General features: G+C 69.7%; 26 protein-coding genes. 16 read left to right on the plus strand and 10 right to left on the minus strand.

What is annotated here, in order from left to right; genetic code table 11:
* The first annotated feature begins 11 nt into the window (after positions 1-11).
* Together BIU99_RS00465 and BIU99_RS00470 are read left to right on the plus strand one after the other, a co-directional pair.
* The gene (locus BIU99_RS00465; RefSeq protein WP_082916199.1) at positions 12-1676 is read left to right on the plus strand and encodes an MDR family MFS transporter; all 1665 of its coding nucleotides are present in this window, start codon (positions 12-14) and stop codon (positions 1674-1676) included.
* Positions 1677-1828: 152 nt separating this feature from the next.
* On the plus strand, positions 1829-2623 hold the full coding sequence (locus BIU99_RS00470; protein WP_064296401.1) for an SDR family NAD(P)-dependent oxidoreductase: 795 nt from the start codon (positions 1829-1831) through the stop codon (positions 2621-2623).
* A gap of 23 nt (positions 2624-2646) precedes the next feature.
* On the opposite strand, the gene BIU99_RS00475 is transcribed toward BIU99_RS00470, so the two are convergent.
* Genes BIU99_RS00475 through BIU99_RS00490 form a run of 4 tightly spaced genes read right to left on the minus strand, consistent with a single transcriptional unit; the run spans position 2647 to position 5274 of the window.
* Positions 2647-3210 (minus strand): SRPBCC family protein, encoded by a 564-nt coding sequence (locus BIU99_RS00475; RefSeq protein WP_082916198.1) that lies wholly within the window; start codon positions 3208-3210, stop codon positions 2647-2649.
* Positions 3207-3683: a hypothetical protein gene (locus tag BIU99_RS00480; protein WP_071258588.1), complete on the minus strand. Its 477-nt coding sequence runs from the start codon at positions 3681-3683 to the stop codon at positions 3207-3209. The genes BIU99_RS00475 and BIU99_RS00480 overlap by 4 nt, the downstream gene beginning before the upstream one ends.
* 26 nt (positions 3684-3709) lie before the next feature.
* Positions 3710-4990: a serine/threonine-protein kinase gene (locus tag BIU99_RS00485; RefSeq protein WP_071258589.1), complete on the minus strand. Its 1281-nt coding sequence runs from the start codon at positions 4988-4990 to the stop codon at positions 3710-3712.
* 23 nt (positions 4991-5013) lie between these two features.
* The gene (locus BIU99_RS00490; protein WP_071258592.1) at positions 5014-5274 is read right to left on the minus strand and encodes a DUF6458 family protein; all 261 of its coding nucleotides are present in this window, start codon (positions 5272-5274) and stop codon (positions 5014-5016) included.
* Between the two features lie 115 nt (positions 5275-5389).
* Between BIU99_RS00490 and BIU99_RS00495 the strand changes: the two genes are divergently transcribed.
* The gene (locus BIU99_RS00495; RefSeq protein WP_371263729.1) at positions 5390-6055 is read left to right on the plus strand and encodes an ArsR family transcriptional regulator; all 666 of its coding nucleotides are present in this window, start codon (positions 5390-5392) and stop codon (positions 6053-6055) included.
* A gap of 42 nt (positions 6056-6097) precedes the next feature.
* On the opposite strand, the gene BIU99_RS00500 is transcribed toward BIU99_RS00495, so the two are convergent.
* Entirely contained in the window at positions 6098-6778 is a 681-nt protein-coding gene (locus BIU99_RS00500; RefSeq protein ID WP_083397099.1) for a M15 family metallopeptidase, read from the minus strand.
* A 197-nt stretch (positions 6779-6975) separates the two neighbouring features.
* Between BIU99_RS00500 and BIU99_RS00505 the strand changes: the two genes are divergently transcribed.
* Together BIU99_RS00505 and BIU99_RS00510 are read left to right on the plus strand one after the other, a co-directional pair.
* Positions 6976-7692, plus strand: coding sequence for a response regulator transcription factor (locus BIU99_RS00505; RefSeq protein ID WP_071258597.1), 717 nt, complete (start codon positions 6976-6978; stop codon positions 7690-7692).
* Positions 7689-8843 carry a HAMP domain-containing sensor histidine kinase gene (locus BIU99_RS00510; protein WP_071258599.1) on the plus strand — a complete coding sequence of 385 codons (1155 nt, stop codon included), beginning with the start codon at positions 7689-7691 and terminating at the stop codon, positions 8841-8843. The genes BIU99_RS00505 and BIU99_RS00510 overlap by 4 nt, the downstream gene beginning before the upstream one ends.
* Positions 8844-8922: 79 nt before the next feature.
* Here BIU99_RS00510 and BIU99_RS19580 read toward each other — a convergent pair whose 3' ends face one another.
* The 3 genes from BIU99_RS19580 to BIU99_RS00525 all read right to left on the minus strand — a co-directional run bounded on the left by BIU99_RS19580 (position 8923) and on the right by BIU99_RS00525 (position 11394).
* Positions 8923-9375, minus strand: coding sequence for a hypothetical protein (locus BIU99_RS19580; protein ID WP_064295670.1), 453 nt, complete (start codon positions 9373-9375; stop codon positions 8923-8925).
* 185 nt (positions 9376-9560) lie between these two features.
* Entirely contained in the window at positions 9561-10628 is a 1068-nt protein-coding gene (locus BIU99_RS00520) for a hypothetical protein (protein ID WP_064295671.1), read from the minus strand.
* A 94-nt stretch (positions 10629-10722) separates the two neighbouring features.
* On the minus strand, positions 10723-11394 hold the full coding sequence (locus BIU99_RS00525) for a FadR/GntR family transcriptional regulator (protein WP_064295672.1): 672 nt from the start codon (positions 11392-11394) through the stop codon (positions 10723-10725).
* A gap of 280 nt (positions 11395-11674) precedes the next feature.
* Between BIU99_RS00525 and BIU99_RS00530 the strand changes: the two genes are divergently transcribed.
* Genes BIU99_RS00530 through BIU99_RS00545 form a run of 4 tightly spaced genes read left to right on the plus strand, consistent with a single transcriptional unit; the run spans position 11675 to position 16441 of the window.
* Entirely contained in the window at positions 11675-12709 is a 1035-nt protein-coding gene (locus tag BIU99_RS00530; RefSeq protein WP_064295673.1) for a sugar ABC transporter substrate-binding protein, read from the plus strand.
* Positions 12706-14340 (plus strand): sugar ABC transporter ATP-binding protein, encoded by a 1635-nt coding sequence (locus BIU99_RS00535; protein ID WP_071258602.1) that lies wholly within the window; start codon positions 12706-12708, stop codon positions 14338-14340. Before BIU99_RS00530 ends, BIU99_RS00535 begins: the two co-directional genes overlap by 4 nt.
* Complete coding sequence (locus BIU99_RS00540; protein ID WP_082916100.1) at positions 14337-15350, plus strand: ABC transporter permease; 1014 nt, start codon at positions 14337-14339, stop codon at positions 15348-15350. The genes BIU99_RS00535 and BIU99_RS00540 overlap by 4 nt, the downstream gene beginning before the upstream one ends.
* Positions 15347-16441, plus strand: coding sequence for an ABC transporter permease (locus tag BIU99_RS00545; RefSeq protein ID WP_082916101.1), 1095 nt, complete (start codon positions 15347-15349; stop codon positions 16439-16441). The genes BIU99_RS00540 and BIU99_RS00545 overlap by 4 nt, the downstream gene beginning before the upstream one ends.
* 327 nt (positions 16442-16768) lie before the next feature.
* Here the strand turns inward: BIU99_RS00545 and BIU99_RS00550 are convergent, their stop codons facing one another.
* Positions 16769-18760 (minus strand): aldo/keto reductase, encoded by a 1992-nt coding sequence (locus tag BIU99_RS00550; RefSeq protein ID WP_071258605.1) that lies wholly within the window; start codon positions 18758-18760, stop codon positions 16769-16771.
* 96 nt (positions 18761-18856) lie between these two features.
* Between BIU99_RS00550 and BIU99_RS00555 the strand changes: the two genes are divergently transcribed.
* From BIU99_RS00555 to msrA, 3 genes are all read left to right on the plus strand, one after another.
* Entirely contained in the window at positions 18857-19963 is a 1107-nt protein-coding gene (locus BIU99_RS00555; RefSeq protein WP_064295675.1) for a LacI family DNA-binding transcriptional regulator, read from the plus strand.
* Between the two features lie 81 nt (positions 19964-20044).
* A complete protein-coding gene (locus BIU99_RS00560; protein ID WP_064295676.1) occupies positions 20045-20692 on the plus strand; it encodes an MOSC domain-containing protein in 648 nt (215 codons plus the stop codon).
* Between the two features lie 150 nt (positions 20693-20842).
* Positions 20843-21391, plus strand: a complete 549-nt coding sequence (msrA, locus tag BIU99_RS00565; RefSeq protein ID WP_064295677.1) for a peptide-methionine (S)-S-oxide reductase MsrA — start codon at positions 20843-20845, stop codon at positions 21389-21391.
* Positions 21392-21466: 75 nt separating this feature from the next.
* Here msrA and BIU99_RS00570 read toward each other — a convergent pair whose 3' ends face one another.
* Entirely contained in the window at positions 21467-21685 is a 219-nt protein-coding gene (locus BIU99_RS00570) for a hypothetical protein (RefSeq protein ID WP_064295678.1), read from the minus strand.
* 211 nt (positions 21686-21896) lie between these two features.
* Here BIU99_RS00570 and BIU99_RS00575 point away from each other — a divergent pair, with 211 nt between their 5' ends.
* From BIU99_RS00575 to BIU99_RS00590, 4 genes are all read left to right on the plus strand, one after another.
* Positions 21897-22118, plus strand: a complete 222-nt coding sequence (locus tag BIU99_RS00575; RefSeq protein ID WP_064295679.1) for a hypothetical protein — start codon at positions 21897-21899, stop codon at positions 22116-22118.
* Between the two features lie 87 nt (positions 22119-22205).
* On the plus strand, positions 22206-22901 hold the full coding sequence (locus BIU99_RS00580; protein ID WP_231884359.1) for an LON peptidase substrate-binding domain-containing protein: 696 nt from the start codon (positions 22206-22208) through the stop codon (positions 22899-22901).
* A gap of 270 nt (positions 22902-23171) precedes the next feature.
* Complete coding sequence (locus tag BIU99_RS00585; RefSeq protein WP_064295680.1) at positions 23172-24125, plus strand: sugar phosphate isomerase/epimerase; 954 nt, start codon at positions 23172-23174, stop codon at positions 24123-24125.
* Positions 24126-24152: 27 nt separating this feature from the next.
* Complete coding sequence (locus BIU99_RS00590; protein ID WP_064295681.1) at positions 24153-25106, plus strand: 3-hydroxyacyl-CoA dehydrogenase family protein; 954 nt, start codon at positions 24153-24155, stop codon at positions 25104-25106.
* Positions 25107-25179: the final 73 nt, after the last annotated feature.

Consider the following 25179-nt stretch of genomic DNA (forward strand, 5'->3'; position numbering starts at 1 on the left):
CCGAGGGCCCGATGCTGCTCACCAAGCGCCGCATCTGGATCATCTTCGCCGCCCTCATCGCGGGCATGCTGCTCTCCAGCCTCGACCAGACGATCGTCTCCACCGCCATGCCGACGATCGTCGGACAGCTGGGCGGCGTGGACCACCAGGTCTGGCTCACCACCGCCTACCTCCTGGCGACCACCATCGTCATGCCCGTGTACGGCAAGTTCGGCGACGTCCTCGGCCGTCGTCGGCTCTTCCTCGTCGCGATCGCCCTGTTCACGATCGCCTCCGTCGGCTGTGCGTTCGCGGGCGACTTCACGCAGCTCATCGTCTGGCGTGCCGTCCAGGGCCTCGGTGGCGGTGGCCTCATGATCCTGTCACAGGCGATCATCGCCGACATCGTGCCCGCCTCCGAGCGCGGCAAGTACCTCGGCCCGCTCGGCGCGGTGTTCGGTCTCTCCGCCGTCGGTGGACCGCTTCTCGGTGGCTTCTTCGTCGACCACCTGACCTGGCAGTGGGCGTTCTACATCAACATCCCGGTCGGCATCGCGGCCTTCGCGATCGCGTTCTTCACGCTGAAGCTGCCGAACAAGAAGGCGACCGCGCCGATCGACCTCCTCGGCGTCATCTTCCTTTCGGCGTTCACCACCTGCCTCATCTTCTTCACCGACTTCGGTGGCGACGCCGCCCACGGTTGGGGTGCCATCGAGACGTGGATGTTCGGCATCGGCATGCTGCTCGCCGCGCTGCTCTTCGTCATCACCGAGGCTCGCGCCAAGGACCCGATCATCCCGCTGTCGCTGTTCAAGAACCCGACGTTCATCAACGCGACCGCGATCGGCCTCACGCTCGGCCTCGGCATGTTCTCGGCGATCGGCTTCGTGCCGACCTTCCTCCAGATGTCGTCCGGCACCTCGGCAGCCGCATCGGGCCTCCTCATGATCCCGATGATGGTCGGCCTCATCGGTACCTCGATCGTCTCGGGGAACCTGATCACCAGGACCGGTCGCTACCGGATGTTCCCGGTCATCGGCACGCTCATCACCGCCGCCTCCATGGTCGCGTTCACGACGCTCACGGCGGACACCCCGATCTGGCTGATCTGCGTCTTCCTGTTCTTCTTCGGCGCCGGTCTCGGCCTGATCATGCAGGTCGTCGTGCTCGTCGCCCAGAACTCGGTGGACGCGTCGATGGTCGGAACCGCGACCAGCACGAACAACTACTTCCGCGAGGTCGGTGCGTCGCTCGGTGTCGCCGTGTTCGGCACGATCTTCACCACGCGGCTCACCGCGAACCTCAAGGACGTCTTCGCGAGTTCGGGAGCCAGTGCTGGGGACGCCTCCAACGCGGCGGCGACGATCGACCCGCAGACGCTCAGCCAGCTCCCGCCAGGCATCCGCGACGGTGTGGTCACCGCTTACGCCGATGCTCTGGCCCCGGTGTTCTGGTACCTCCTGCCGTTCATCGGTGCGGCCTTCCTGCTGTCGCTGTTCCTCAAGCAGATCCCGCTGTCCGACGTCGCCGGGCTGGTCGCCCGCGGTGAGGCCGTCGGTGGAGACGAGGCCGAGTCGCTCGAGGCTGCAGCGCGCGGCAAGGTGCCTGCGTCGACCAGCGGGGCGCCCTCGCTCGACCGGGCTTCGGGTGGCGACGGCGTCGGGGCGGACGCCGATCGCGAGCAGTCGCCGCGGTAGGCCTCAGCGCCACCTGACGCCGGCCCTGGGACACTTCGTCCCGGGGCCGGCGTCGTCATGCTGAGGGCCACCTGGAACTATCTGACACGTGAATGATAGATGCGTATGCTGGAGACGCTCGCCAGAGCCGGTGAGCAGAACGGAGTGGCATCATGTCGAATGCATCAATCCAGGGCCGGTTCGCCGGCAAGGTCGCGATCGTCACCGGGGGCGTGTCCGGCATCGGGGCGACGATCACCGAGCGGCTGGTCGCGGAGGGCGCCTCGGTGGTCGTCGCGGACATCAACGCCGAGCTGATCGCGAGCGCCACCGAGACCTTCGGTGAGCGCGTGTGGGGTCGGCGCACCGACGTCACCGACGAGGCGGACTTCTCCGCGCTGGTCGCCGAGACCGTCGAACGTTTCGGCACGCTCGACACGCTCTTCAACGTCGCCGGTGGATCACGTGCCGGGACGATCACCGACATCTCCTTCGAGGACTGGGACTTCACGGTCCGGCTGAACCTCTACAGCGCCTTCAACGGCACGCGTCTCGCCGCCCGCCAGTTCCTCGCCGAGGGCAAGGCCGGCGCGATCGTCAACATCGCCTCCCTCAACTCGCTCGTTCCGATGCACTTCGGCGTCGGATACACGGCGGCGAAGGCCGGCGCGGTGATGCTCACGAAGCAGGCGGCACTCGAACTCGGCGAGCACGGGATCCGCGTGAACGCGGTGTCACCTGGCCTCGTCGCGACGCCGTTGACGAAGTCGCTGACCGACATCCCCGGTGTGCAGGCCGCGTACGACGAGCGCATCCCGCTCCGTCGTGCCGCCGCCCCCGAGGAGATCGCCGCTGCCGCGCTGTTCCTCGCGAGCGACGACGCCTCGTACATCTCGGGCGACAACCTCGTCGTGGACGGGGCCTGGCAGACCACCGGCTATCCGGACCTGCGGCCGTTCATGAGCTGATCGGTCACGCTCGCGGTCGTCGCCTACCCGCTCGGGGAGACGACCTTGACGCGGGAGTGACCCGAGGGCCCTCCGGTGGACTCGATGTAGGTCTTGAACGCCTGGAGGGTGCCACGCACGACCCGCCCGGCGAGGCCGAGCGCGGCCGCGGTGCGTTCCATCGCGTTGACCGGCTTCCAGTGCACCGTGACGTCCACGCGGGTCTGCTGCTTGTCGATCGCCTCGAACGCGGCGTCGCCGCTGAACCAGACGTCGCCCTCGATGGTGCGCCAGACCAGGCGTTCCTCCGGGAGTTGCTCCAGGATCTCGGCCAGGAACTGACGCGAGAGCTTGCTGATCGCGACGGTCCAGCGACTGTAGACCTCACCGGTCACCTTCACCTCGCGCACAGCCGGCAAGAACTCCGGGTACGACTCGAAGTCGACCCACTGCTTGTAGACGGCCGCGATAGGCAGGTCGACGACGATGCTGTGCTGCACGGTCGAGACGCCGTCCTCCGCCGCCCGGGTCCGCTTCGTCGTCTCGTCGGTCTGGGGCTCGTTCGATCCGTCGTCGGGCCCGGCCGCGGTGCTTCCTCGTCGCTTCATTTATCCTTCTTGCCGTTGCCGTTGCCGTTGCCGTTGCCGTTGCCGTTGCCGTTGCCGCCGTTGTCGCCGTTCTTCCCCTTGTCCCCATTCTTCCCGGAGTCGTCCCCGTTCCCGTCATCCGTCGGCGTCACCGGTTCGACGGGGGTGGCGGGATCGACCGAGCTGGGCTCGGCGGTCGGGGTCGGGGTCGGGGTGGGGGTGGCCGGTGTGAGATCGGCTCGCACCGCCGAGATGGCGGCTCGGATGGTCGTCGCGCGGGCCGCCGAGACAGCCCCGGACGCCTCCGCCTCAGCCAGCTTCGCTTCGAGTGCGTCGAGAGCGCTCAGTGCACCCGTCGTGTCGCCGGCGGCGGCCGCGTTCGCCACCCCGAGCACGCTGCTCTGCAACTGCTGACCGGTCGCGCGCTCGAGGTCGGCTGGCGCCCCGGCGCAACCGCTCAGCAGTGCGACGACGATGAGGGGTGTGGCGATCAACCCGAGTCCAGACCTCCGTCGGTGCCTCATGGCGTCACCTCCCGCATGAGTTCCCGCAGGTGCGTCGACAGCGGCTCGGGCAGGGTGGGCAGCGTCGGGGCGGGCGGCTGCGCCCGGGACACGAGGAACCAGACGACCGCGACGGTGATCACCAGCAGCACGGCCGCGAGGATCAGCCAGCGTCGAAGGCGCCGCGGCTGGCGCACTGCGGCCTGGCGCCGTGCACCGCCGTCGAGACGTCGCTCCGAGCGGCGAGCGCCGTCGAGCACCGCGGTCGGGCCGGTCTCGGCGGGCGTGTCCGCCGTCGGCGCGAGCGGTGTCGTCGCCGTCAGGAGCCCCGTCGATCCCTCCGGTGCGGTGGCGAGCGGTGTCGCCGAGTCGAGCCGTTCGGTCGCAGCCGTGGGTTCCGGGTCTGCGGTCACCAGCGGTGTCGAGGTCGCGACGGTCGCATCCGCCGGGTCCAGCGCGGGATCCATGCCACGGACGGCCACCGCCACCTCGAGGGCGGTGGGGCGCTGGGCCGGGTCGGACGCGGTCATCGCGGTGAGGAGCGACTTCCACTGGTACCCGAGCTCGCCGGGGATCGTCGGCGGCGCGTTCAGTCGCGCCATGAGGGAATCGTGCGTGGTGGTCTGCGGGTAGGCGCGGCGACCGGTCAGCGCTTCGAGGAGTACGAGTCCCAGCGCGTACACGTCGGCTGGCGTCGCCGGGTCCGCACCACGGACCAGCTCTGGGCTGAGATAGGCGACCGTGCCCATCAACGAGCCAGGCGCGGTCATCCGGGTGCTGTCGATGAGGTACGCGATGCCGAAGTCAGCAAGCTTCGCGCGATACTCCTGGTGGGGCAGGATCGTCGGTCGCAGCAACACGTTCGACGGCTTGATGTCGCGGTGGACGACCCGCGCCGCGTGCACGGTGTGGAGCGCCTCTGCGAGGTCGACGGCCATCGCGGCGACCTCGGACGACGGAAGCGGCGACCGGGCGATGCGTTGGGACAGCGTCGGACCGTCGACGTGCTCCATGACGAGGTACGAACCGTCGCCGGCGACGACCCTGGCATCGAACAGGGTGACGAGGGCGGGGTGGTTCAGCGACGCCAGCAGGCGCGTCTCCGAAGTGGTCCTGGCGCCGTCGGTCGCATCGGTCGTGCCCGGGCGGAACAGCTTGACCGCCACCTTGCGCCCGAGCACCTCGTCGGTCGCCAGATGGACGGTCGCCATCCCGCCGGCACCGATCGGTCGTTCGAGTCGGTACCGACCATCGAGGAGCTCGCCGGTGCGAGGCGGCGCGGTAGCCGGGTCGGTCATGGGTGGCGCGGTCGGTCCGGTCGTCAGAGGACGGGGCCGTCGTTGTCGGTCGTGCTTCGGCGGGTCACACGCTCGCCACTGCTGGGGTCCACGGCGGAGCGAGTCGTCGACGACACCTGTCGGTGGCGCAGCACGAGCACGAGGGAGATGAGGAAGACGACAGCACCGGCCGCCATGAGGATGTATCCGATGAGTGTGAGGTCGACCGCGGGGACGTCGACGTTCACGGCGAAGGCGAGAATGGCGCCGATGACGATCAAGGCGATTCCGGTTCCGATACCCATGACAAGCTCCTCCTTCAGGTGACCGGGACCTCGGGCGGGCGTGCTCGAGCGCGTTCCACGGACGCCTGCATCTATTATTGAGTCAATCACGGTTGAGTCGTCGGGGGTTGTGTCGGTGGAGTCGCTGGCGGTAAGGGCGTCGAAGTTCGCCGCGCTTTCGGAGCCTGCGCGGCTGCGCATCGTCGATCTCCTGGCGCTCGGCGACCTCTCGCCGACCGAGATCCAGCTCGCCCTCGGGATGGGCTCGAACCTCGTCGCCCATCATCTGAACGTCCTGCAGCGGGCCGGGATCCTGTCGCGGTCGCGGTCGGAGTCCGACGGTCGCCGCAACTACGTGCGGCTCGTGCCCGGGGCGTTCGACCGGCTCGCGCCGGAGCCGATCCCCGCCCCGGCGCGGGTCGTCTTCGTCTGCACGGCGAACTCCGCGCGGTCGCAGATGGCGGAGGCGCTCTGGCAGGACCGCTGCGCCGTCCCCGTGGCCTCCGCGGGTAGTCGCCCAGCGAGCGAGGTCAACCCGGGCGCGGTCCGGGCCGCGGCGCGCCACGGCGTCCGGATCCGTCCGAGGGTCCCACGCGCGACCTCGGAGGTCCTCCGGCACAGCGACTTCGTCATCACCGTGTGCAACCGGGCGCACGAGGAACTCGAGGGGAGGGACGACCTGCACTGGTCGATCCCCGACCCTGCCGCGCCCGCGACGGACGAGGCCTTCGACGAAGCGTTCCGGGACATCCGCCTGCGCGTCGACGAGTTCGTCAGTCGGCTGGCGCCGGCCGCCGGGTAGGAGCGGGACGCCCTGCGGTGGCAGCTGGTCGCGGCACCGACCTCACCCGGCGTCGGGCAGGAGTTCCGGGCACTCGCCGCCGGGGACGGTCGCCAACTCGAAGTGCCAGATCTCGTTCGCGTAGGTCTGGCAGAGGCCGTAGTCGGCGCCGTGCTCGATGAGCCAGTAGTCCGCGTCCGTCGCGCCGATGTCGACGGCCGCCCCGCGCGTGTGCGAGGAGCCGTCCGGCGTGGCGACGTACTGCCGGGCGGCCGACTCGCTGCCGTACTGGAGGATCGCCTCGTCGAGCAGGTGCTGCTGGTACGCCATGCTCCGCCAGCCGGAGCTCACGTACAGCGCGATGTCGTCCTGCGCTGCTGCGTCGGTCGCCTGCTGGACGGCCTCCAGGAGGTCCGCATCGAGGTTCGCGATGGCCGGGAGATCGGTGTCGTAGGCCGAGTAGCGGTTCTCGTCCAGCACGCCGTCGTCGGCCCCGAACGCGCCATCCGTCGTGGTCGTGGTTCCAGCATGCGCGTCTCCGGACGGGTGCTCGGCCAGTGCGGTGATCCCGCGGGTGATGGTCGGCGCGACGCCCGTGCACGCGACCAGGGCGATCGCGGCGGTGAGGGCGACGGCCGTGGCGGCGAGGATGACGACGGCTCGGTCGGAGCCTCTGCGGGCGACGGTGCTCCGTCGGCCCGGGCGCCGGTGCGGCTGCTGCTGGTGCTGGATGTCGTGCTGCATGGTTCCTCCTCGGTCGGTCGTCGGTGTTCGGCACGCGACGACCAGGCCCCCAGTCCAGCTCGACCGCGGTTGCGCGGGCGTCGGATGATCACCAGACGGTTCTGAAACACGGTGCCGCCTACGATCGACACGACGCCCATCGCGGGCGCCGGAGTGACGCCATCGACGCGTCGTCCGTCACGAACACCGGAGGTCCCATGCGTGTCCTGATCGCCGAGGACGAGCAGTACCTCGCCGAGAGCATCCTCGAGGGCCTGCAGCACGAGGGGCTTGCCGCGGACCTCGTGTTCGACGGCGACACCGCGCTCGAGCGACTCGCCGTCAACGCCTACGACGTCGTGGTGCTCGACCGTGACCTCCCTGGCACGCACGGCGACGACGTGTGCCGCTGGATCATCGCCCAGGAGCTGCCCTGCCGGGTGCTCATGCTCACCGCGGCCGCCGACCTCGACGACAAGGAGAGCGGCTTCGAGATCGGCGCCGACGACTACCTGACCAAGCCGTTCGAGCTGCGTGAGCTCGTCCTCCGGCTCCGGTCGCTGGCGCGTCGACCCAAGGCGTCGCTCCCGCCCGTCCTCGAATACGCCGGTGTGCGGCTCGACCCGTTCCGCCGCGAGGTGTACCGCAACGGCCGGTACGTGCGCCTGGCGAAGAAGCAGTTCGCGGTGCTGGAGATCCTGCTTGCGGCCAAGGGCGGCGTCGTGAGTGCCGAAGAGCTCCTCGAGCGCGCCTGGGACGAGCACGCCGACCCGTTCACGAACGCGGTGCGGGTGACGATGTCGACGCTCCGGAAGGTGCTCGGCGAGCCGTGGATCATCCACACCGTGCCGGCCGTCGGCTACCGGGTCCTGCCGCCGGGTGAGGCTCCCGCCGAAGCGAGCGGTGCGGACATCGACGACGAGGTGGGCGCATGACCGCCGCTCCGGCCGTCGGTGACGACGCCCGGCCGACGTGGATGACCGCTCGCGTCAAACTCACCGCGACCTATGCGGCCTTCACCGTCGTGACGGGACTCATCGCGCTCATCGTCATCAACGTGATCATCTGGCGGTTCCCCGACTACCCGCTCGCACTGGCGAGCGATCCGAGGCAGTTGTCCGGCATCACGCGCGGTGAGATCCGCGATTCGCTCATCAACTACTCGATGCTCGCGCTCCTCGCGATGGCCGTGATCGGCACCGGCGTCGGCTGGATCGTGGCCGGACGGGTGCTGCGGCCGCTGCGGGACCTCAACGCGGCCGTTCGCGCGGCGGCGGAGGGCTCGCTCGACCACCGCATCGCGATGACGGGTCGCCGCGACGAGTTCCGCGAGCTCGCCGACCGCTTCGACGACATGCTCGCACGCCTCGAGCAGTCGTTCCTGACGCAGAAACGGTTCGCGGCCAACGCCTCGCACGAACTGCGGACACCGCTCGCGACGATGAAGATGCTCATCGAGGTCGCCCAGGCCGACCCGGAGGGCCGTGACGTCGACCGAGCGTTGCGGCGGCTGCACGAGACGAACGAGCGGGGGATCGCGATCGTCGAGGCGCTCCTGCAGCTGAACCAGCTCGACCGCCGACCACTCGTCACCTCGCCCGTCGACTTGGCGGCGGTGGCCCGCGACGCGTCGCAGCTCATCTCGCCGGAGGCCGCGGACGCCGGGGTCACGATCTCGTCGACCGTCCGGAGCACATCCGTGCGCGGTAACCGCGTGCTCCTCCAACAGCTGTTGACGAACCTGCTGTCGAACGCCGTGCGATACAACAGCGGCCCGGACGGGTGGGTCTCGGTGTGGGTCGGACCCGACCCGCGATCGCCGGGACGCGCCGTCGTCGTGGTCAGCAACTCGGGGCCGCTGCTCGACGAGGTGGAGGTGGCGCGGTTCTTGGAGCCGTTCGACCGGCGGGACGCGCGGATGGCGCGGGCTGCCGGTCGCGATCGGGGGAACGGTCTCGGGCTGACCCTGGGTGCCCGCATCGTCGAGCTGCACGGTGGGTCGCTGCGGCTCGCACCGCTGCCGGCGGGCGGGCTCGAGGCGACGGTGCTGTTGCCGGCTCACGACGCCGACCAGGCCGGAGCCTGACCGCGGAACGAGGGAACCCGGAACGATGGAACGGCCGACCGATCACGGGATCGGTCGGCCGCTCAGGCTGGTGTGCCGGTCACTGCACGGCGCAGGCCCTGGCCTCATCGAACAGGTCCTCCGGCAGGTCCCACGCTCCGTTCGCATCGGGGTCCGGGACGTCGAACCCCTGGTCACGCAGGCACTGGGCGCGGAGCCGGAGCTCGTCGGAGATCTCGGCCTTGCTGGGCTGGTCGGGGTTCACCGGCGGCGGGCCGAGTTCGTCGGCGCAGGCGTCGTAGGCCGTGTTCATCGCCTCGCCACCGTCGAGGGTGATCGCGGTACCGGGTTCCGGGTCCGGGACGTCGAACCCCTGGTCGCGCAGGCAGCCCGCGAGGGAGATCGTGTAGTCGTCGAACGCCTCGGCGTACGAATCGGCGGTCGAGGGCGATGCACCGCTCGACGGGGCCTCCGCGGATCCGGAGCAGGCGGTGAGCCCGAGCATGAGGGCGAGGACGGGGACGGCGAAGCCGATGGCTGTGGGTCGGCGCATGGGTGGTCCTTTCTGACGGGCGACCGGTGTCGGTCACCTGGCCATCCCATCAACCGGCCTGTTCCGTCCTCGTCTCCCGATCACCAGACGTCCCCAACACCCCGCCCCTGCCCGCGAACTGTCACCAACGGCTCGTCGGGGCGCCCCGGACTGGCAGCACGTGACAGTTCGCGGGCAGGGGAGGGTCAGTTCATGCGTGTGACGATCCAGACGATCAGCGTTCCGAGGACGAAGGCGATGGGGATCCACCTCCCGGATCGTCGCAACCTGCGGCCGGATGAAGCGACACCCGGCGGCGGGGTGAGCAGCCCGATCGCGGGTGGGCCGGCCTGAGCGCCGGGTGCAAGCGGGTGCTCCGGAGCTCCGGACGTCTGCGGTTGCAAGCGGTCGTCCCGCCACCGAGCCCACTGGTCCAACTTCGTCATCAGCGCGTCGACGATGCCGAACAGCCAGGCCCAGGTGTCGGGATCGAGGGTCGACACCTCCCGTTTCGTGTACAGGAACAGCCAGTCGTCGATGATCTCCACGTCGAGCTCGGCGGCGTGGTCGATGAACCTCGCCATGATGTCCGGCGTGAACAGGTACAGCGCGTCCCGTTCGTAACCAGCGGGGCAGTAGAGCGTGAAGTGCCGGTCGAAGTCGCCTTCCAGGGAGAGTCGCTGGGCCCGTTGGAACGCTGCCGGGAGGTTCGAGCCGAACCCGTTGTTGCCGATCGCATCGAGCACGATGTTCGGCAGGGGGACGTCGAGCTTCATCGCGACGTATCCCCAGTGGTGCGTGGTCGAACTCTTGCCGTGGCGGACGGTGTAGCGGTAGTTCCCGAACTCCACGGCGCGGGGACGACCACCCCGCAGCACGTCGGTCGACTGCCGCGACGATCCGATCCCGAAGATCATGCCGGGGAACGGAGGGTAGCTGAGGTCTGCGGTGTAGGTCATCCCGTTGGCCGCGGCGAATCGGGAGAGGCGGAAGCGCTTGATGCGCCTCGTACGCCAGGAGAGGACTGCGAACACCGCGACGGCGGCGGCCGCGAGGAGCCCGATCCCGAGCAGCGGCGTCGGGCCGGAGCCGCCTCGTGAGGGCGAGGGCAGCGTTCCCAACAGGACGAACCCGGCGACGGTGACCACGACGATCGCCGCGAGCAGGCCGATGAACAGCCGGGCGGACGGCGCGCGATGGAACGAGGGCGCTTTCGCCATGGCGTCACGGTCGATGGGGTCGATGAGCGCGCGGGTGTCGATCGTGCCGTCCATCCCCTCACGCTACCTGCCCGCGAACGGTCACCAACGGCCAGTCCGAGCGGCCCGGACGAGCAGCACGTGACAGTTCGCGGGCAGGGGGAGGGGACTACATCGAGCGGCGGAGCCAGCTTTCGACGCCGGAGACATGGACCGTCACAAGAGCACGGGTGAGTTCGGTGTCGCGCTTCTCGAGGGCGTCGACGATCGCGTGGTGCTCCTGCAGGGTGCGGGCGACGGCCTTCTCCTCGGTGAGGCCGCGCCAGATGCGGGCCCGGACCGTCTTGCTGCCGAGCGCGGCGAGCAGACTCGCGAGGTAGGCGTTGCCACTCAGCTCGATCACGCGGGCGTGGAACTGCAGGTCGTGCGCGACGAGGTCCTCGACCGTCGTGGACTCGTCGACCTCGTCGACCATGCTGCGCAGCTCCGCGATCCGCTCGTCGTCGAGGTGCTGGATGGCCATCACCGACGCGGAGGGTTCGAGGATGCGGCGCACCTCGAACATCTCGATGAGGGAGGCGTCGGCGTGCATGTCGATGACGAACGACATCGCCTCGTGCAACAGACTCGGCTCCAGCGTCGTGACGTAGGTGCCGTCGCCGCGGCGGACGTCGAGCACGCGGATGAGCTCCAACGCCTTCACCGCCTCGCGGAGGGAGCTGCGGGAGAGTCCCAGGGTCTCGCTGAGCTCCTTCTCCGGAGGGAGGCGCTGACCGGGGGTGAGGTCGCCGGCGACGATCATCGCCTGGATCCGCGCGATCGCCTCGTCCGTGACTGCCATGCGACCCCCTGCTCGAGCGAGACGGTCACGTGGAACACCGCCTCGCGCCATGATACATCCGACGTTTCCGCGGGCCGCGCCCCGACCTGCCTCCACGCACCGCCGACACCTGGCACCTTGTGTTACGTCAGGTTGAGCGCCCTCTCGCGGCCCGTCCGATCACTCCCTACTGTTGCTGCAACCCGACGTCCCGGTGCGCCCCGACCGCACCGACAGCGGACGCCGGCACGCTCCACCACCCCCTGCACCGTCCCGCACCCCACCGTCATCTGGAGTCCCCATGCGTCGTCGATCGCGCCTCGCGCTGTCTCTTGTCACCCTGGCCGTCGTGGCCGGCCTCGCCACCGGCTGTTCCCTGAAGCAGTCCTCGTCCAGCGAGTCGACGAGCGGCGCCGCTGCCAGCTCCGCCGCCTCCGACGTCGACGTCCCCTCGCTCGAGGGCAAGACCGTCGGCGTCGCCGCCAAGGACGTCGTCCGCGACTTCGGCCGCCTCACCTACCAGGGTGTGCAGGACCGCCTGGAGGAGCTCGGCGCCAAGGTCGTCGCCACCCAGGCCGACGCACAGGACGACAAGCACCTGGCCAACGTCGAGAACCTCGTCTCGCAGAAGGTCGACGCGATCGTCGTCATCCTCGGTGACGCGACCACGCTCGCCCCGGCCCTGCAGCAGGCGAAGGACGCCGGCATCCCGGTCTTCACGATCGACCACGCCAGCGAGAACTCGGTGAACAACATCGGTTCCGACAACTGGCAGATCGGCTCCACCCTCGCCCGCACCCTCGCCGAGGACATCGGCGGGAAGGGCAAGGTGCTCGTCTTCAACGGCTTCTACGACGTCACCCCCTGCCAGATCCGCTACGACGAGTTCAAGCTCGTGCTGAAGAACTACCCGAACATCGAGATCATCGAGCCCGAGCTGCAGGACATCTACGAGGGCACCATCGAGGACGCCAAGCAGAAGACGAACGACGCGCTCACCCGCTACCCCAAGGGCGAGATCTCGGCCGTGTGGTCGTGCTGGGACCTCCCCGCGATCGGTGCCTCGCAGGCCATCGACGCGGCGGGCCGCGATGAGATCAAGGTCTACGGCGTCGACGCCGAGCCCGGAGCGCTCGACCTGATCCAGGACCCCGACTCGGTGTACCAGTTCACGGTCGCACAGCAGCCGACCCTGTTCGGGACGACGAGCGCGAACAACGTCGCCCTGTACCTCGGTGGCAAGCAGGACGAGGTGCCGCTGAGCACCTACCTCGACGCCGTGTTCATCGACAAGGCGAACGTCGCCGACGAGCGCAAGCGACTCGGCCTGGAATGACGCACGACACCTCGATCGACGGTCAGGCCGCCCAGCGCTCGCTGGGCGGTCGGCCCGGTGCCGCCACGACCGAAGCCTCGGCTCCCGCCGTGAGCATGCGTGGCATCGCGAAGGACTTCGGCGGCGTCCGGGTGCTGGACGACGTCGACCTCGAGGTGCACTCCGGCGAGGTCGTCGCGCTCGTCGGCGAGAACGGCGCGGGCAAGTCGACGCTCATCAAGATCCTGACCGGCCTCTACACGGCGAGCGAGGGCGCCATCGAGATCGACGGCGAACCGGTCGTCATCCGCAACCCGGGTGACGCCGAACGCCTCGGTGTCCGCGTCATCCACCAGGACCGCCACCTGGCCGGTCGACTCACGGTCGCGGAGCAGCTCTTCCTCGGCTCGCGCACCGCGTTCCTCACCGGCCGGCAGCTCGACCGCCGCGCCGAGCGCGAGCTGCTCGACCTCGTCGGGCTGGACGTACCGGGCAAAACCCTCGTCGACGAGCTGAGCGTCGCCGAGCAGCAACTCCTGCAGCTCGCGATCGCGACGATCACGCGCCCGCGGGTGCTCGTGCTCGACGAACCCACCGCACCGCTCGCCGCCGGCGACGTCGAGCGGCTGTTCCGCACCGTCCGGACACTGCAGAGCCAGGGCGTCGCCGTCATCTACATCTCCCACTACCTGCAGGAGGTGCGCGACATCGCGTCCCGCGTCGTGGTCCTCCGCAACGGTGAACGCGTCGGCGCCCTCGACCTCGCCGATCCCGACGCGACCCTCGACGCCATCGTCCAGCTCATGGTGGGGCGGAGCGTCGAGGAGTTCGGCGACCGCGAACGGATCGTCGCCGACGCCGGCGCCGAACCGGTGCTCGCGATCGACGGACTGACGGTCCCCGAACGCCTGCACGGCGTCTCGATCGCCGTCCGTCCGGGCGAGATCGTGGGCGTCACGGGCCTCGTCGGCTCGGGCCTCGAAGAACTGGCCGACGCGGTCACCGGCTTGCGTGCGCACGGCGGAACCGTGCGGCTCGGCCGGGCGTCGATCCGCTCGCCGCGCGCCTTCGTCCGGGCGGGTGGGGCGTACGTCCCGGCGAACCGTCACCGCGACGGCATCCTGAACCGTCAGTCCGTCCGCGAGAACCTCACGCTCGCAGCGCTCGACCGCATCACCGGGCTCGGCGGGATCCTACGGGGTCGACGCGAGCGGGAGATCACCGCAGACCTCGTCACGAGACTCGACGTCCGGCCCGCGAACGACACCGCGGTGGCCGGGAGCCTCTCCGGCGGCAACCAGCAGAAGGTCGTGCTCGGTCGGTGGCTCGCGGCCGGGTCGACGGTGTTCGTGCTCGACCAGCCGACCTCCGGCGTCGACATCGGGTCGCGTCAGCAGATCTACGCGGAGATCGACGCGCTCGTCGCGCAAGGCGCCGGCGTCCTGCTCGTGAGCGTCGACCTCGAGGAACTGATCGGGCTCGCCGACCGCGTCCTCGTGCTGTACCGCGGGACGATCCGGACGGAGCTGCCCCGATCGCAGGCGACCGCCGACACGATCCTCGCCTGGTCGACGGGCGCCGCCTCGTCGTCCGCCGACGCCTCGACCGGCTCCGAGACCGAGCCGTCACCCACCCGAGGAGCCTCCGCATGACCGCGCTCTCCGCTCCACCCGCTGCGCCCTCGGCTGCGGCGGAGTCCACGACGAAGCGTCGTCCGGTCTCCCGGTTGGGACTCATCGGCTACGCGATCGTCGTCATCGAGGTCGTCGTCTTCGCGGTCGCCTCGCCCGGCTTCCTCGACCCGGCCAACCTCGCGACGATCCTCACCCAGTCCGCGGTCTACGCGATCGCGGCCTTCGGCCTGTCCATCGTCGTCGTCACGGGTGGTGAGGACGTCGTCCGCGGCGGCATCGACCTCTCCATCGGCGCCGTCCTCGGCTTCTCCGGCGCGCTCGTCGCGGTGCTCCTGCAGGCCGAGCTCGGTCTGCCGCTCGCGCTGCTCATCGGGCTCGGAGCCACGGCGGTCATCGGGCTCGTGAACGGTCTCGTCGTCGTCGCCGGGATCCGCCCGCTCCTCGTCACCCTCGCGATGATGAGCATCGTCACGAGTCTCACGATCGTCATCACGAACAACGTCAAGGTGCCCGTCTCCGACGCCGGGCTGGTCTGGCTGCGGAGCGGACATGTCGTCGGTGTCCCTGCCGCGGTCGTCGTGCTGCTCGTCGTCTTCGCGGTCGCCGCCTTCGCCACCGGGCGGACCAGCTGGGGCGTGAAGAACGCCGCGGTCGGGCAGAACCCGACGGCCGCGCGGGTGGCCGGGATCGACGTCAACCGCCACATCGTCGTCAGCTACGTCCTCGCGGCGGTCCTCGCCGGGATCGCTGGCGTCCTCATGACCAGTCGGTTGTCCGCTGCCCTGCCGGGGATCGGCGAGCAGTCGCTCATCGACATCCTCCTCGCGACATTCCTGTCCATCGCGTTCTCCCGTCGGCTCGTCGTCACGATCACGGGGACCCTGTTCAGTGCCGTGTTCGTCGCGATCCTCACCAACGGCTTCAGTCAGCTCGGCGTCCCGAGCCAGTGGATCGGCATCACCAAGGGTGTGCTGATCCTGCTGGTCCTCGCGGTCGCCGCGATCCGCGAACGGAGCGTCAAGCGATGAGTGTCGACACACGCGCACAGTCCTCCGCCACCAGTGGCCTCTCCGTCCCGAACGCCGGGTCGGCTGGTCCGGGAGGAGGCGGCGGCGGCAAGCGTCCCGGTGGCCCGCTCGCGAGTCTGACGGTCCGAGGCCTCGGTGCCGCGGTCCCGCAAGCGCTCGCCCCCGCCGTGCTGGCCGTGCTGCTCATCGTGTTCGCAGTGCTGTCGCCGTCGTTCCTCACCGCCGACAACCTGCTCGGGGTGCTCAACCAGAACGCGCTGCTCCTCCTCGCGGCCGTCGCGATGACGGTCGTCGTCCGCGCCGGTGGCATCGACCTCTCGATCGGTGTCGCCATCGACCTCGCGGCGCTCACCGCGTCGGCGCTCCTGGCCGACGACTACGTGGCCTGGGTGGCGATCGTCGGCGGTCTGGTCGTCGGTCTGCTCGTCGGGGCCGTGAACGCGTTCCTCATCGTGGTGCTGCGCATCCGACCGTTCCTCGCGACGCTGAGCGTCTGGTTCATCGGTGGTGGCGTGCAGCAGGTCGCGACCGACGGCGGGTCGCCCATCTATCTGTCGCGGAGCAGCGTGCCGGACGAGTTCGCGTGGTTGGGTGCCGGCACCGTGCTCGGCGTCGCCGCACCGATCGTCGTCGCCGTGCTCGTGCTGATCATCGTCTGGGCTGCGCTCGAACGGAGTCGCTGGGGTCGGGTGCTGACCGCGGCGGGGGAGCAGCCGACGGCGACCCGGATCTCCGGGCGGTTGGCTGGGACGTCGATGGCGACGGCGTTCATCTTCGCCGCCGGGATCGCGGCCATCGCCGGGCTGATCCTGGCCTCGCGGAGCCAGGGCTTCGTCGCCAACAGCGGCCAGCTCTACGTGCTCGACTCCATCGGTGCGGTGTTCATCGGGACGACGCTGAGTCGGACCGGGCGGCCGAACCTCGTCGGAACGCTCGTCGGTGTGCTCATCTTCGCGCTGCTGACGAACGGGATGAACCTCGTCGGGCTGTCCTTCTACTGGCAGGGTCTCGCCCGCGGCGTCGTCCTGATCCTGATCCTGCTCCTCGGCGTCCTCCTGGCGAGCGACCGGTCCCGCAAACCCCTCACCTGACGCCCACCCGACCCTCGCTGTAGTGGTGTGGTTGCGCCAGCGCGGTGTGCTGACGCGAGCGCGCCCCACACACGTGAGCGCGGGTCTCTGGAGACCCGCGCTCACGCGTGTGACCCGCGGCGGGGCCCAGCGCACCGCGCTGGCATCGGGTCCCCCTGAGCGGGCCTCACCCCGCGCTCGGACCAGCGCGGTGCGCTGACGCGAGGAGGAACGACTCGGCGTGGGCGCGCCCCGCACGCGTGAGCGCGGGTCTCTGGAGACCCGCGCTCACGTCCATGCCCCGCGGTGACGTCAGCGCACCGCGCTGGCATCACCCGAAGGGACGGATCAGACTCGGAGGTCGAGCCAGGCGACCTGCTCCGGGGTCAGCTTCAGGGACAGGGCGTCGGTCGACGAACGCGTCTCCTCGATGGACCGCGGCCCGATGAGGGCGAAGGTCGGGAAGTCCTGCGCCAGCACGTAGGCCAGGGCGATCGCGGTCGGCGCGACACCCAGCTCGGTGGCGAGCTGACGGGCACGGGCCAAGCGCTCGAAGTTGTCGTCGCTGTAGTAGCAGCGCACGAGATCCGGGTCCGACAGGTCCTCGGGTTCGGCACGCCCGGTGAAGAAGCCGCGTGCCTGCGACGACCACGGCAGCAGCGGCGTCTTCGTCTCCTCGAGCCACGCGCGGCTCGTCGGATCCGTCACCTCCACGCACCCGGCCCACGGTACGTCGAGTGCGCGGGCGAGACCGAAGTGGTTGCTCAGCGCCGCGAAGCCCCGCTTCCCGTTCGCCGCCGCATAGGCGTTCGCCTCCTCGAACCGCTCGATCGACCAGTTGGAGCCACCGAACGCACGGATGCGACCGGCCTCGGCGTGCTCGTTCAGCACGTCGACGAACTCGCCCACCGGGACCTCGACGTTGTCGCGGTGCATCAGGTACAGGTCGAGGTGGTCGGTGCCGAGCCGGTCGAGGCTCTCGAACAGCTGACGCGAGATCGACTCCGGGTCGCAGAACGGCGTGTGCGCACCCTTGCCGATCACCACGACGTCGTCCCGGAGGCCACGGTTGGCGAGCCAGCGTCCGAGCAGCTGCTCCTGCAGGCCGTCGCCGTACAGCCAGGCCGTGTCGAAGGCGTTGCCGCCGCGCTCGAAGAAGTCGTCGAACATCGCCGACGCGTGCGACAGGGTCTGCTGGTTGTCGACACCCATCACGAGGCGGGAGATGTCGTGGTCGATGCCCGCGATGCAGCCGGTCGGCATCGGGAGTTCGGCGCGCACAGTGAGCGGCCGGCCGGAACCGGTCGGGATGTCGGTGTCGATCGACTCGAACGGGTACTCGAGGCCGACCGCTTCGCGCCAGCGGTCGAGGGTCGCCGCGTTGCCGAGCGAGTCCGCCCAGCGCATCTGCGGTGCCTGACCGGCGTCGGCGAACGCAGCGACCGCGTCGGCCTGGATCGCGTACTGCGGCGCCCCGGGGATGTGGATCGACTCCGTGCCCGAGACGGTGCGGACCTCGATCGTCGACCCGTCCTCGACCGACGGCAACCACGGGTCGGACACGATGATCTGGCCCGTCGAACCCGTGACGACGACGCGGTTGTCGTCCTGCACGCGCACGCCGCTCGTGACGTGCGCCGTGATGCCTGACGGGAACACGAGCGACGCGCTGGCCCACTCGTCGACGCCGGTCGAGCCGATGGTGCCGTTCCCGGTGACCTCCGTCGGGTCGGCGAACGGTGCACCCACGGCGGCACCGGCGACGAGCCTCGCGATGGAGACCGGGTAGCCACCGACGTCGAGGATCCCGCCGCCCGCCAGCTCCGGGTTCATGAGTCGGTGCTCGGCCGGGAGGTTCGCGGCGAACGCGAACGACGCCTCGATGTGCTCGACCTCGCCGATGGCGCCGGACGACACGAGTTCGACGAGCTTGGCGGTCTGCGGGTGGAAGCGGTACATGAACGCCTCGGCGAGGTACACGCCGGCACGACGGGCGGCCTCGATCGCGAGCATCGCACCGGCGCGGTTGACCGAGAGCGGCTTCTCGCTGACGATGTGCTTGCCCGCTTCCGCCGCTTCGATCACCAGCCGGACGTGTTCCGTGTGCGGGGTCGCGATGTAGACCGCGTCGACGCCGGGGTCGGCCAGCAACTCGGCGACGGAGCCGTACCCGCGGACGGGAGCCGTGCCGTCCCCGAAGCGCTCGCCGAACTCCTCGGCACGCGACGCGTCGCGACTGGCGACGGCGGCGAGTCGACCGGTGCGACTCGCGTGCAGCTCGGTCGCGAACCGTTCGGCGATCGTTCCGGGTCCGATGATGCCCCAGGCGACGTGTTCCATATGGTGGTGCTCCTCAACGTTGATCGGCGGTGCGATGGTCTGTGGTGAACGTCACCGTGAACGTTCACGGTGTGAGCGTATCAGTACGATGTGACCATGACCAGGCCCCGCGACGATCACGCTCCAGCGCGAGCGACGATCATCGACGTCGCCCGGGTCGCCGGTGTCTCCCGCCAGACCGTGACCCGAGCGCTCAACGGGATGCGCGACGTCAGCGACGCCACCAGGCAACGGGTCGTCGAGGTCGCAGCCTCGCTCAACTACCGACCGAACCGCGCTGCGCAGCACCTGGTGAGCGGCCGGACGACGACGCTCGGACTGGTCGTCGACGACCTGCGGAACCCCTACTACCCGGAGCTCGCGGCCGCCCTCGTGCAGCAGGCCGCAGAGCGCGGATGGACCGTGTTGGTCGCCGAGGTCGGGGGAGCGGCGAACGCATCGGGCGACCGACCCGCCGCAGCGGATCGCGGACCGGACCTCCCCGACGCGGAACGTGCGCAGCTCGCCGAACTCGCGCGGCAGGTCGATGCGGTCGTCGGGCGCAACGGCGCCGACCACGGAGCACTCCAGGGCGCCTTCGCCACCATCCCGTTCGTCTCCCTCGGCGACCATCGGCCAGAGGAGTCCGAGGCCGGAGCGGACCCGTCCGACGCCCAGCCCGCGCTGCAGGTGGCGGGCGTCGACATCGACTTCGAGGACGGCATCCGACAGGCGCTCGCCCACTTCGTCGCGACCGGGCGCCGGTCGATCGCCATGATCGACGCCTCGGCGGAACCGTCCGGACGTCGTCTCGCGTACCGCGCGTTCCTCAAGGAACACGGCCTGCCGTGGTCGGAGGCGTCGGAGACCTGGGCGGAGGACACCCACCAGGGCGGGGTCTCGGCCGCCCTGCGGTGCCGCGCCGCGATGCCCGACGTCGACGCCGTACTCGTCTTCAACGACGTCATGGCGGTCGGCGTGCTCAAGGGCCTCGCCCGTGCCGGGGTCGGCGTGCCGGAGGACGTCGCCGTCATCGGCATCGACGGACTCGACCTCGGTCGCTTCGTCACCCCTGAGCTGACGAGCGTCGCCGTCGACAAGGGTGACATCGCACGGCACAGCCTGGAGTTGCTCGACGGCATGATGTCCGGCACGCTCCCGCTTTCGGGGCCGTCCGTCCGACGCTCGGTGGGTGTCTCGCTCGTCGTCCGCGAGTCCGCCTGAGCTGATCCACTGAGCCACTCCGCCTCAGCCGCACCGGCCCCGTCGTCCGGACGGTCGCGGACGACACGGCAGACTGGTCACATGTCTGAACTCCTCGCCCTCTGTCGCGTCGAAGCCCTCCGGGTGGACGACGGGTCGATCGGTGTCACCGCGATCGACAAGCGCCCGGTCGACGAGCCGCTGCACGTGCGGCCGATGGGGCTCTACGGCGACGTGCAGGCCGATCGCAAACACCACGGCGGCCTGACGAAGGCGCTCTACGCCTACGCCGAGGAGGACGCGCGGTTCTGGGAGGGCGAGCTCGGTCGGGAGATCACGCCGGGGCTGTTCGGGGAGAACCTCCGTACGCAGGGGCTCGACGTGAACGGTGCCGAGATCGGTGAACGCTGGCGGATCGGCGACACCCTCGTCGTCGAGGTGACCTGTCCGCGCACCCCGTGCGGCACCTTCCAGCGGCGCCTGGGCGAGCCACGGTGGGTGAAGCGCTTCGCCGACGCCGCACGGCCCGGCGCCTACCTCAAGGTGGTCAAGAGCGGGACGGTGCAGGCGGGCGACCCGATCGAGATCGTCCGACAGCCCGGCCACGGCGTGACCATCGCCTCCTGGTTCGCCGCGGCGGACGAGGCGCAGGCCGTCACCCTCGAGCAGTCGGAGCGGTCCGGCGCCGTGGTGCTGGCCCCCGAGATCCATGAGTCGATCAAGCAGCTCCGCCGCAAGCCGACCGTCTGAGCTTCGCCGTCGCGTCCTCGCACCTGTGCGACCGCTGAGTGCAAGCCCCGCCCGGAACAGTCCGGAAGCGGACGCTGTTGCATACCATGGAGCCGAAGACCGGAGCACGCGGGGACCCCGCACGGTGCTCGGCACGAAGGAGGAGTCACGATGAGTGCAGCAGACGAGCAGAGCACGACGACCGAGCGCGCGGTGCTGGCCGGCGGATGCTTCTGGGGCATGGAGGACCTCGTCCGGAAGATGCCGGGCGTGAAGTCGACGCGCGTGGGCTACAGCGGTGGCGATGTCGCCAACGCGACCTACCGCAACCACGGCACCCACGCGGAGGCCCTCGAGGTCGTCTTCGACCCGAGCAAGCTGTCCTTCCGCGAGCTGTTGGAGTTCTTCTTCCAGATCCACGACCCGTCGACCAAGAACCGCCAGGGCAACGACGTCGGCCTGAGCTACCGCTCGGCGATCTTCTTCACCTCGCCCGAGCAGGAGCGCGTCGCGCGCGACACGATCGCCGACGTCGACGCCTCAGGGCTCTGGCCCGGCAAGGTCGTCACCGAGGTCGAGCCGGTCTCCGAGTTCTGGGAGGCCGAGCCGGAGCACCAGGACTACCTGGAGCGCATCCCGTGGGGCTACACCTGCCACTTCGTGCGCCCGGGCTGGAAGCTCCCGCGCCGCGCCGAGGTCGCGGAGCAGGCCACCGCGTAAGTACCTTCGCAGCGCCCGTCACCTCGGTGTCGGGCGCTGTGCTGTGCGTGGACCGGCGGGCTCAGACCGGCAGACTCAGACGCCGTCGGCGCGCGAGGAGTTGACGGCGTCCGAGGCCAGTCGTGGCGCGAATCGCGGGTCGAACTGCAGCGGTGGATCGTCGGGTGACGCGAGCGACGGTTTGCCGAGGCGAACCCACTCGAGGTACTGGAGGTAGGGGTCGGACCCGGCATCGACCGGCGCATCGACGATGCGCTTGCGTCCCCACGGCCACTTCCACCCCACGATCAGCATCCTACGGACGGTTCCTGAGGATCCGCGGACCATCACGGCACGATCTCGCAACGATGCCATCGCCTCGTGCTCGTTTCGTCGGACGGATAGGGGAGTTGTCCATCCCGCGGCCGTGCTGTCATGATGAAGCACGGCGGTGATAGCTAGACAGTCGAGATACTTCGACGGTTGTCCGGACCCGGTCGTCGCACCCGCCGAGAGAGGTCGTTCCATGGGCTCCACCGGTAGCGAGACGTCTGAACTCCGCCGTGCGTGGGTGGAGCAGCTCACGGCAGACCGCTTCGGCGTCTTCGTGGGCGACCGGCGCGTCGGGTTCATCGACGTGGACTGGCCACTGCACGTGGCCCTGCGCGGAACCGACTACGAGACGGCGGTCGAGGTCGATCGCGCGATCCGGTTCGATCAGGCGCTGCGTGCCGTCCTCGCCGCCTGAGTGGCCTCCGGTGTCCGGCGGCTATGATCGCAGCACGATTCGGGTGGACGATAGTCGTTCGGGCCCGCGAGGCGGAGGGGGACTGGCATGACCGACTCCTTCAGTGCCGAGCCGTGGGCATCCGGCCTCCCGGTCCTCGAGCTGCCGATGTTCCCACTCGGCTCCGTGCTGTTCCCACACATGCCGCTCGCCCTGCGGCTCTTCGAGGAGCGCTACCTCACCATGTTGGCGCACCTGCTCGAGGCCGAGGACCCGGCGTTCGGCGTCGTGCTCATCGAGCGTGGCCGTGAGACGGGAGGCGGTGAGCACCGCTTCCGCACCGGGACCGTGGCGGAGATCGTCGAGGTCGACGGCGGCGAGGGCTTCGTCGCGGTGATCGCCGAGGGCGGTCAGCGCTTCGAGGTGACCGACTGGCTGCCGGACGACCCGTATCCACGCGCTGAGATCCGAACGCTCGACGACCTGGAGTGGGACGCGCGCTGGGAGCCGCTGCGGGATGAGACCGAGGCGGCGGTGCGGCGTTCGCTCGCGGTGGCCAGCGAGTTCAGTGAGCAGCAGTGGGCCTCGGTCGTGGAGCTCGCCGACGACCCGCTGGAGTCGTCCTGGCAGCTGGCGGGCATCGCGCCGGTGAGCGAGATCGACCAGATGCGGTTCCTGTCGGCCGGTTCGCTCGAAGAGCTGCTGGTCGGCGTGCGCGATCGCGCCACCGAGGCCGGCGAGGCCTTCATCGCGGGTGGCATCGCCGACGCGGACGACGAGGACTGGGACATCCTCGGCGACTGAGCCCCGACGCCGCGCCTCGACAGGCTCGGTGACCGGAGTGGTCGTGACCGGGTGCACTCGGTGACCGGTTGGATTCGGTCCCCGGAAGCTCGCCTCCCGCTCCACCATTCACCAACCCTCCCCTCCGCCGGTCACTGAGCTTCCCTTCCGCCGGTCACTGAGCCTGTCGAAGTGCCCTTGCGCATTCGTGGAAACGCTTTACTATTTCCTATAGGATCTTTTTGACCGGGAGCACCAGCCCCGAGCAGTCCCTGAGCGCAATGGAGCATCATGACGGATACGACCGCGACCGCGTCGACCCCCCGATGGACCGCCGACACCTGGCCCATCGCCACCTGCCTGCACGGCATCCCACCCGTCGACCGCAACGGCGTCTCCCTGCACGACGCGGAACCCGAAGCGTGGGACGACCTCTTCGCGCAGGTCGCCGGCGTCGGGTTCACCCTCGCCGAACTGCCCGACAGCCATGTCCGGCCCGCCGACCTCGAACCGTCCCGTCGCGACGAGTTCCTCGCCATCGCGAAGTCGCACGGCGTCGGCGTCCCGTCCGTCCACCTGCAGCGGCAGAGCGTGATCATGCCGGGCCACGAGGAGCGCAACCTCGAGTACGCGCACCGCACGATCGACGCCGCGGCGGAGTGGGGGATGCAGGTCTTCTCCACCGGCCTGCACCAACCGTTCAACGACGCGCAGCGCAAGGCGCTGTGGTTCTGGACCGCGCAGGGCCCGAAGGACCCCGACGACCCCGAGGTCTGGAACGCCGCCGTCAGCCGCATCCGCGAGCTCGGCAAGCACGCGGCCGACGTGGGCCTGCCGCTCGCACTCGAGCTCTACGAGGACACCTACCTCGGCACCGCCGACAGCGCGGTCCGGTTCGTGGAGGAGGTCGGGCTCGACAACGTCGGCCTGAACCCCGACGTCGCGAACCTCATCCGCCTGCACCGCCCGGTGGAGGACTGGCGCGAGCTGTTCGCCAAGACCCTGCCCTACGCCAACTACATGCACGTGAAGAACTACACCCGCGACGAGGCGGCCGACGGCAGCTGGGCGACGTCCGTGCCCTCCACCATGGAGGCCGGGCTCATCAACTACCGCCAGGTCTTCCGCGACGCCGTCGAGCTCGGCTTCAACGGCATCATCCTGGCCGAGCACTACGGCGGCGACAGCCTCGGCATGTGCTCCACCAACCAGAAGTACATCAGGACCCTGCTGCCGCAGGCCTGATCCAGACGACCACAGGAGAGCCTCATCATGACCACACACACCATCGCCGTCGTCGGATCGGGGTACATGGGCGGCGGCATCGCCCAGGTGCTCGCGCTGTCCGGCGCCACCGTCCGCATCGCCGACATCTCCGAGGAGATCGCGCGCAAGAACTACGACCGCCTCATCGCCGAGGCCGAGCAGTTCGTCGCCGACGGACTCTTCCCGGCCGATGCCGTGGAGCGGATCCGCGCCAACGTCTCGCCCGCCGCGTCCATCGAGGAGGCGGTCACCGGAGCCGACTTCATCGAGGAGGCCGTCCCCGAGAAGATCGAGATCAAGCACGAGACCCTCCGTCGCATCAGCGCCGCAGCCTCACCCGACGCCATCATCGGCTCGAACACCTCGACCATCCTCATCGGTTCACTCGCCGAGGCCGTCACGAACCCGGAGCGGTTCCTCGGCGTCCACTTCTCGAACCCTGCCCCGTTCATCCCCGGCGTCGAACTCATCCCGCACGAGACCACAGCCGATGCGGCAATCGCCACCGTCGAGGAGATCGTCGCGGCGACCGGCAAGGAGACCGCCCGCGTCAAGGACGCCACCGGCTTCGTGCTCAACCGCCTGCAGTACGCGCTGTTCCACGAGGCGACGCAGCTCGTCGAGGAGGGCGTCGCGACGCCCGAGGACATCGACACGATCGTCCGCACCACCTTCGGCTTCCGGCTCCCCGTCTTCGGTCCCTTCGCGATCGCCGACATGGCCGGACTCGACGTGTACTCGTTCTGCTACGCCTCGCTCCAGACCCGGTGGCCCGAGCGGTTCGCCACACCGGACTCCCTCAAGGAACTCGTCGACGCCGGCAAGTTCGGCACCAAGTCGGGTGCCGGCTACCTCGACGTCCCGGCCGACCGCACCCCCGAGCTGATCGCCTACCGCAACAAGGCGTACGTCGCGATCAAGCGGCTCATGGACGAGCTCGGCCCCGCACCCATCAACTGAGCGCGGCGCCGACCGAACGCAACGTCCGACTCGATCGGACACCGACTTCACCACTCCCACGCAGAAAGGCCGG

The sequence above is a fragment of the Plantibacter sp. MMLR14_011 genome (assembly GCF_001865025.1).
Classification (GTDB): domain Bacteria; phylum Actinomycetota; class Actinomycetes; order Actinomycetales; family Microbacteriaceae; genus Plantibacter; species Plantibacter flavus_A.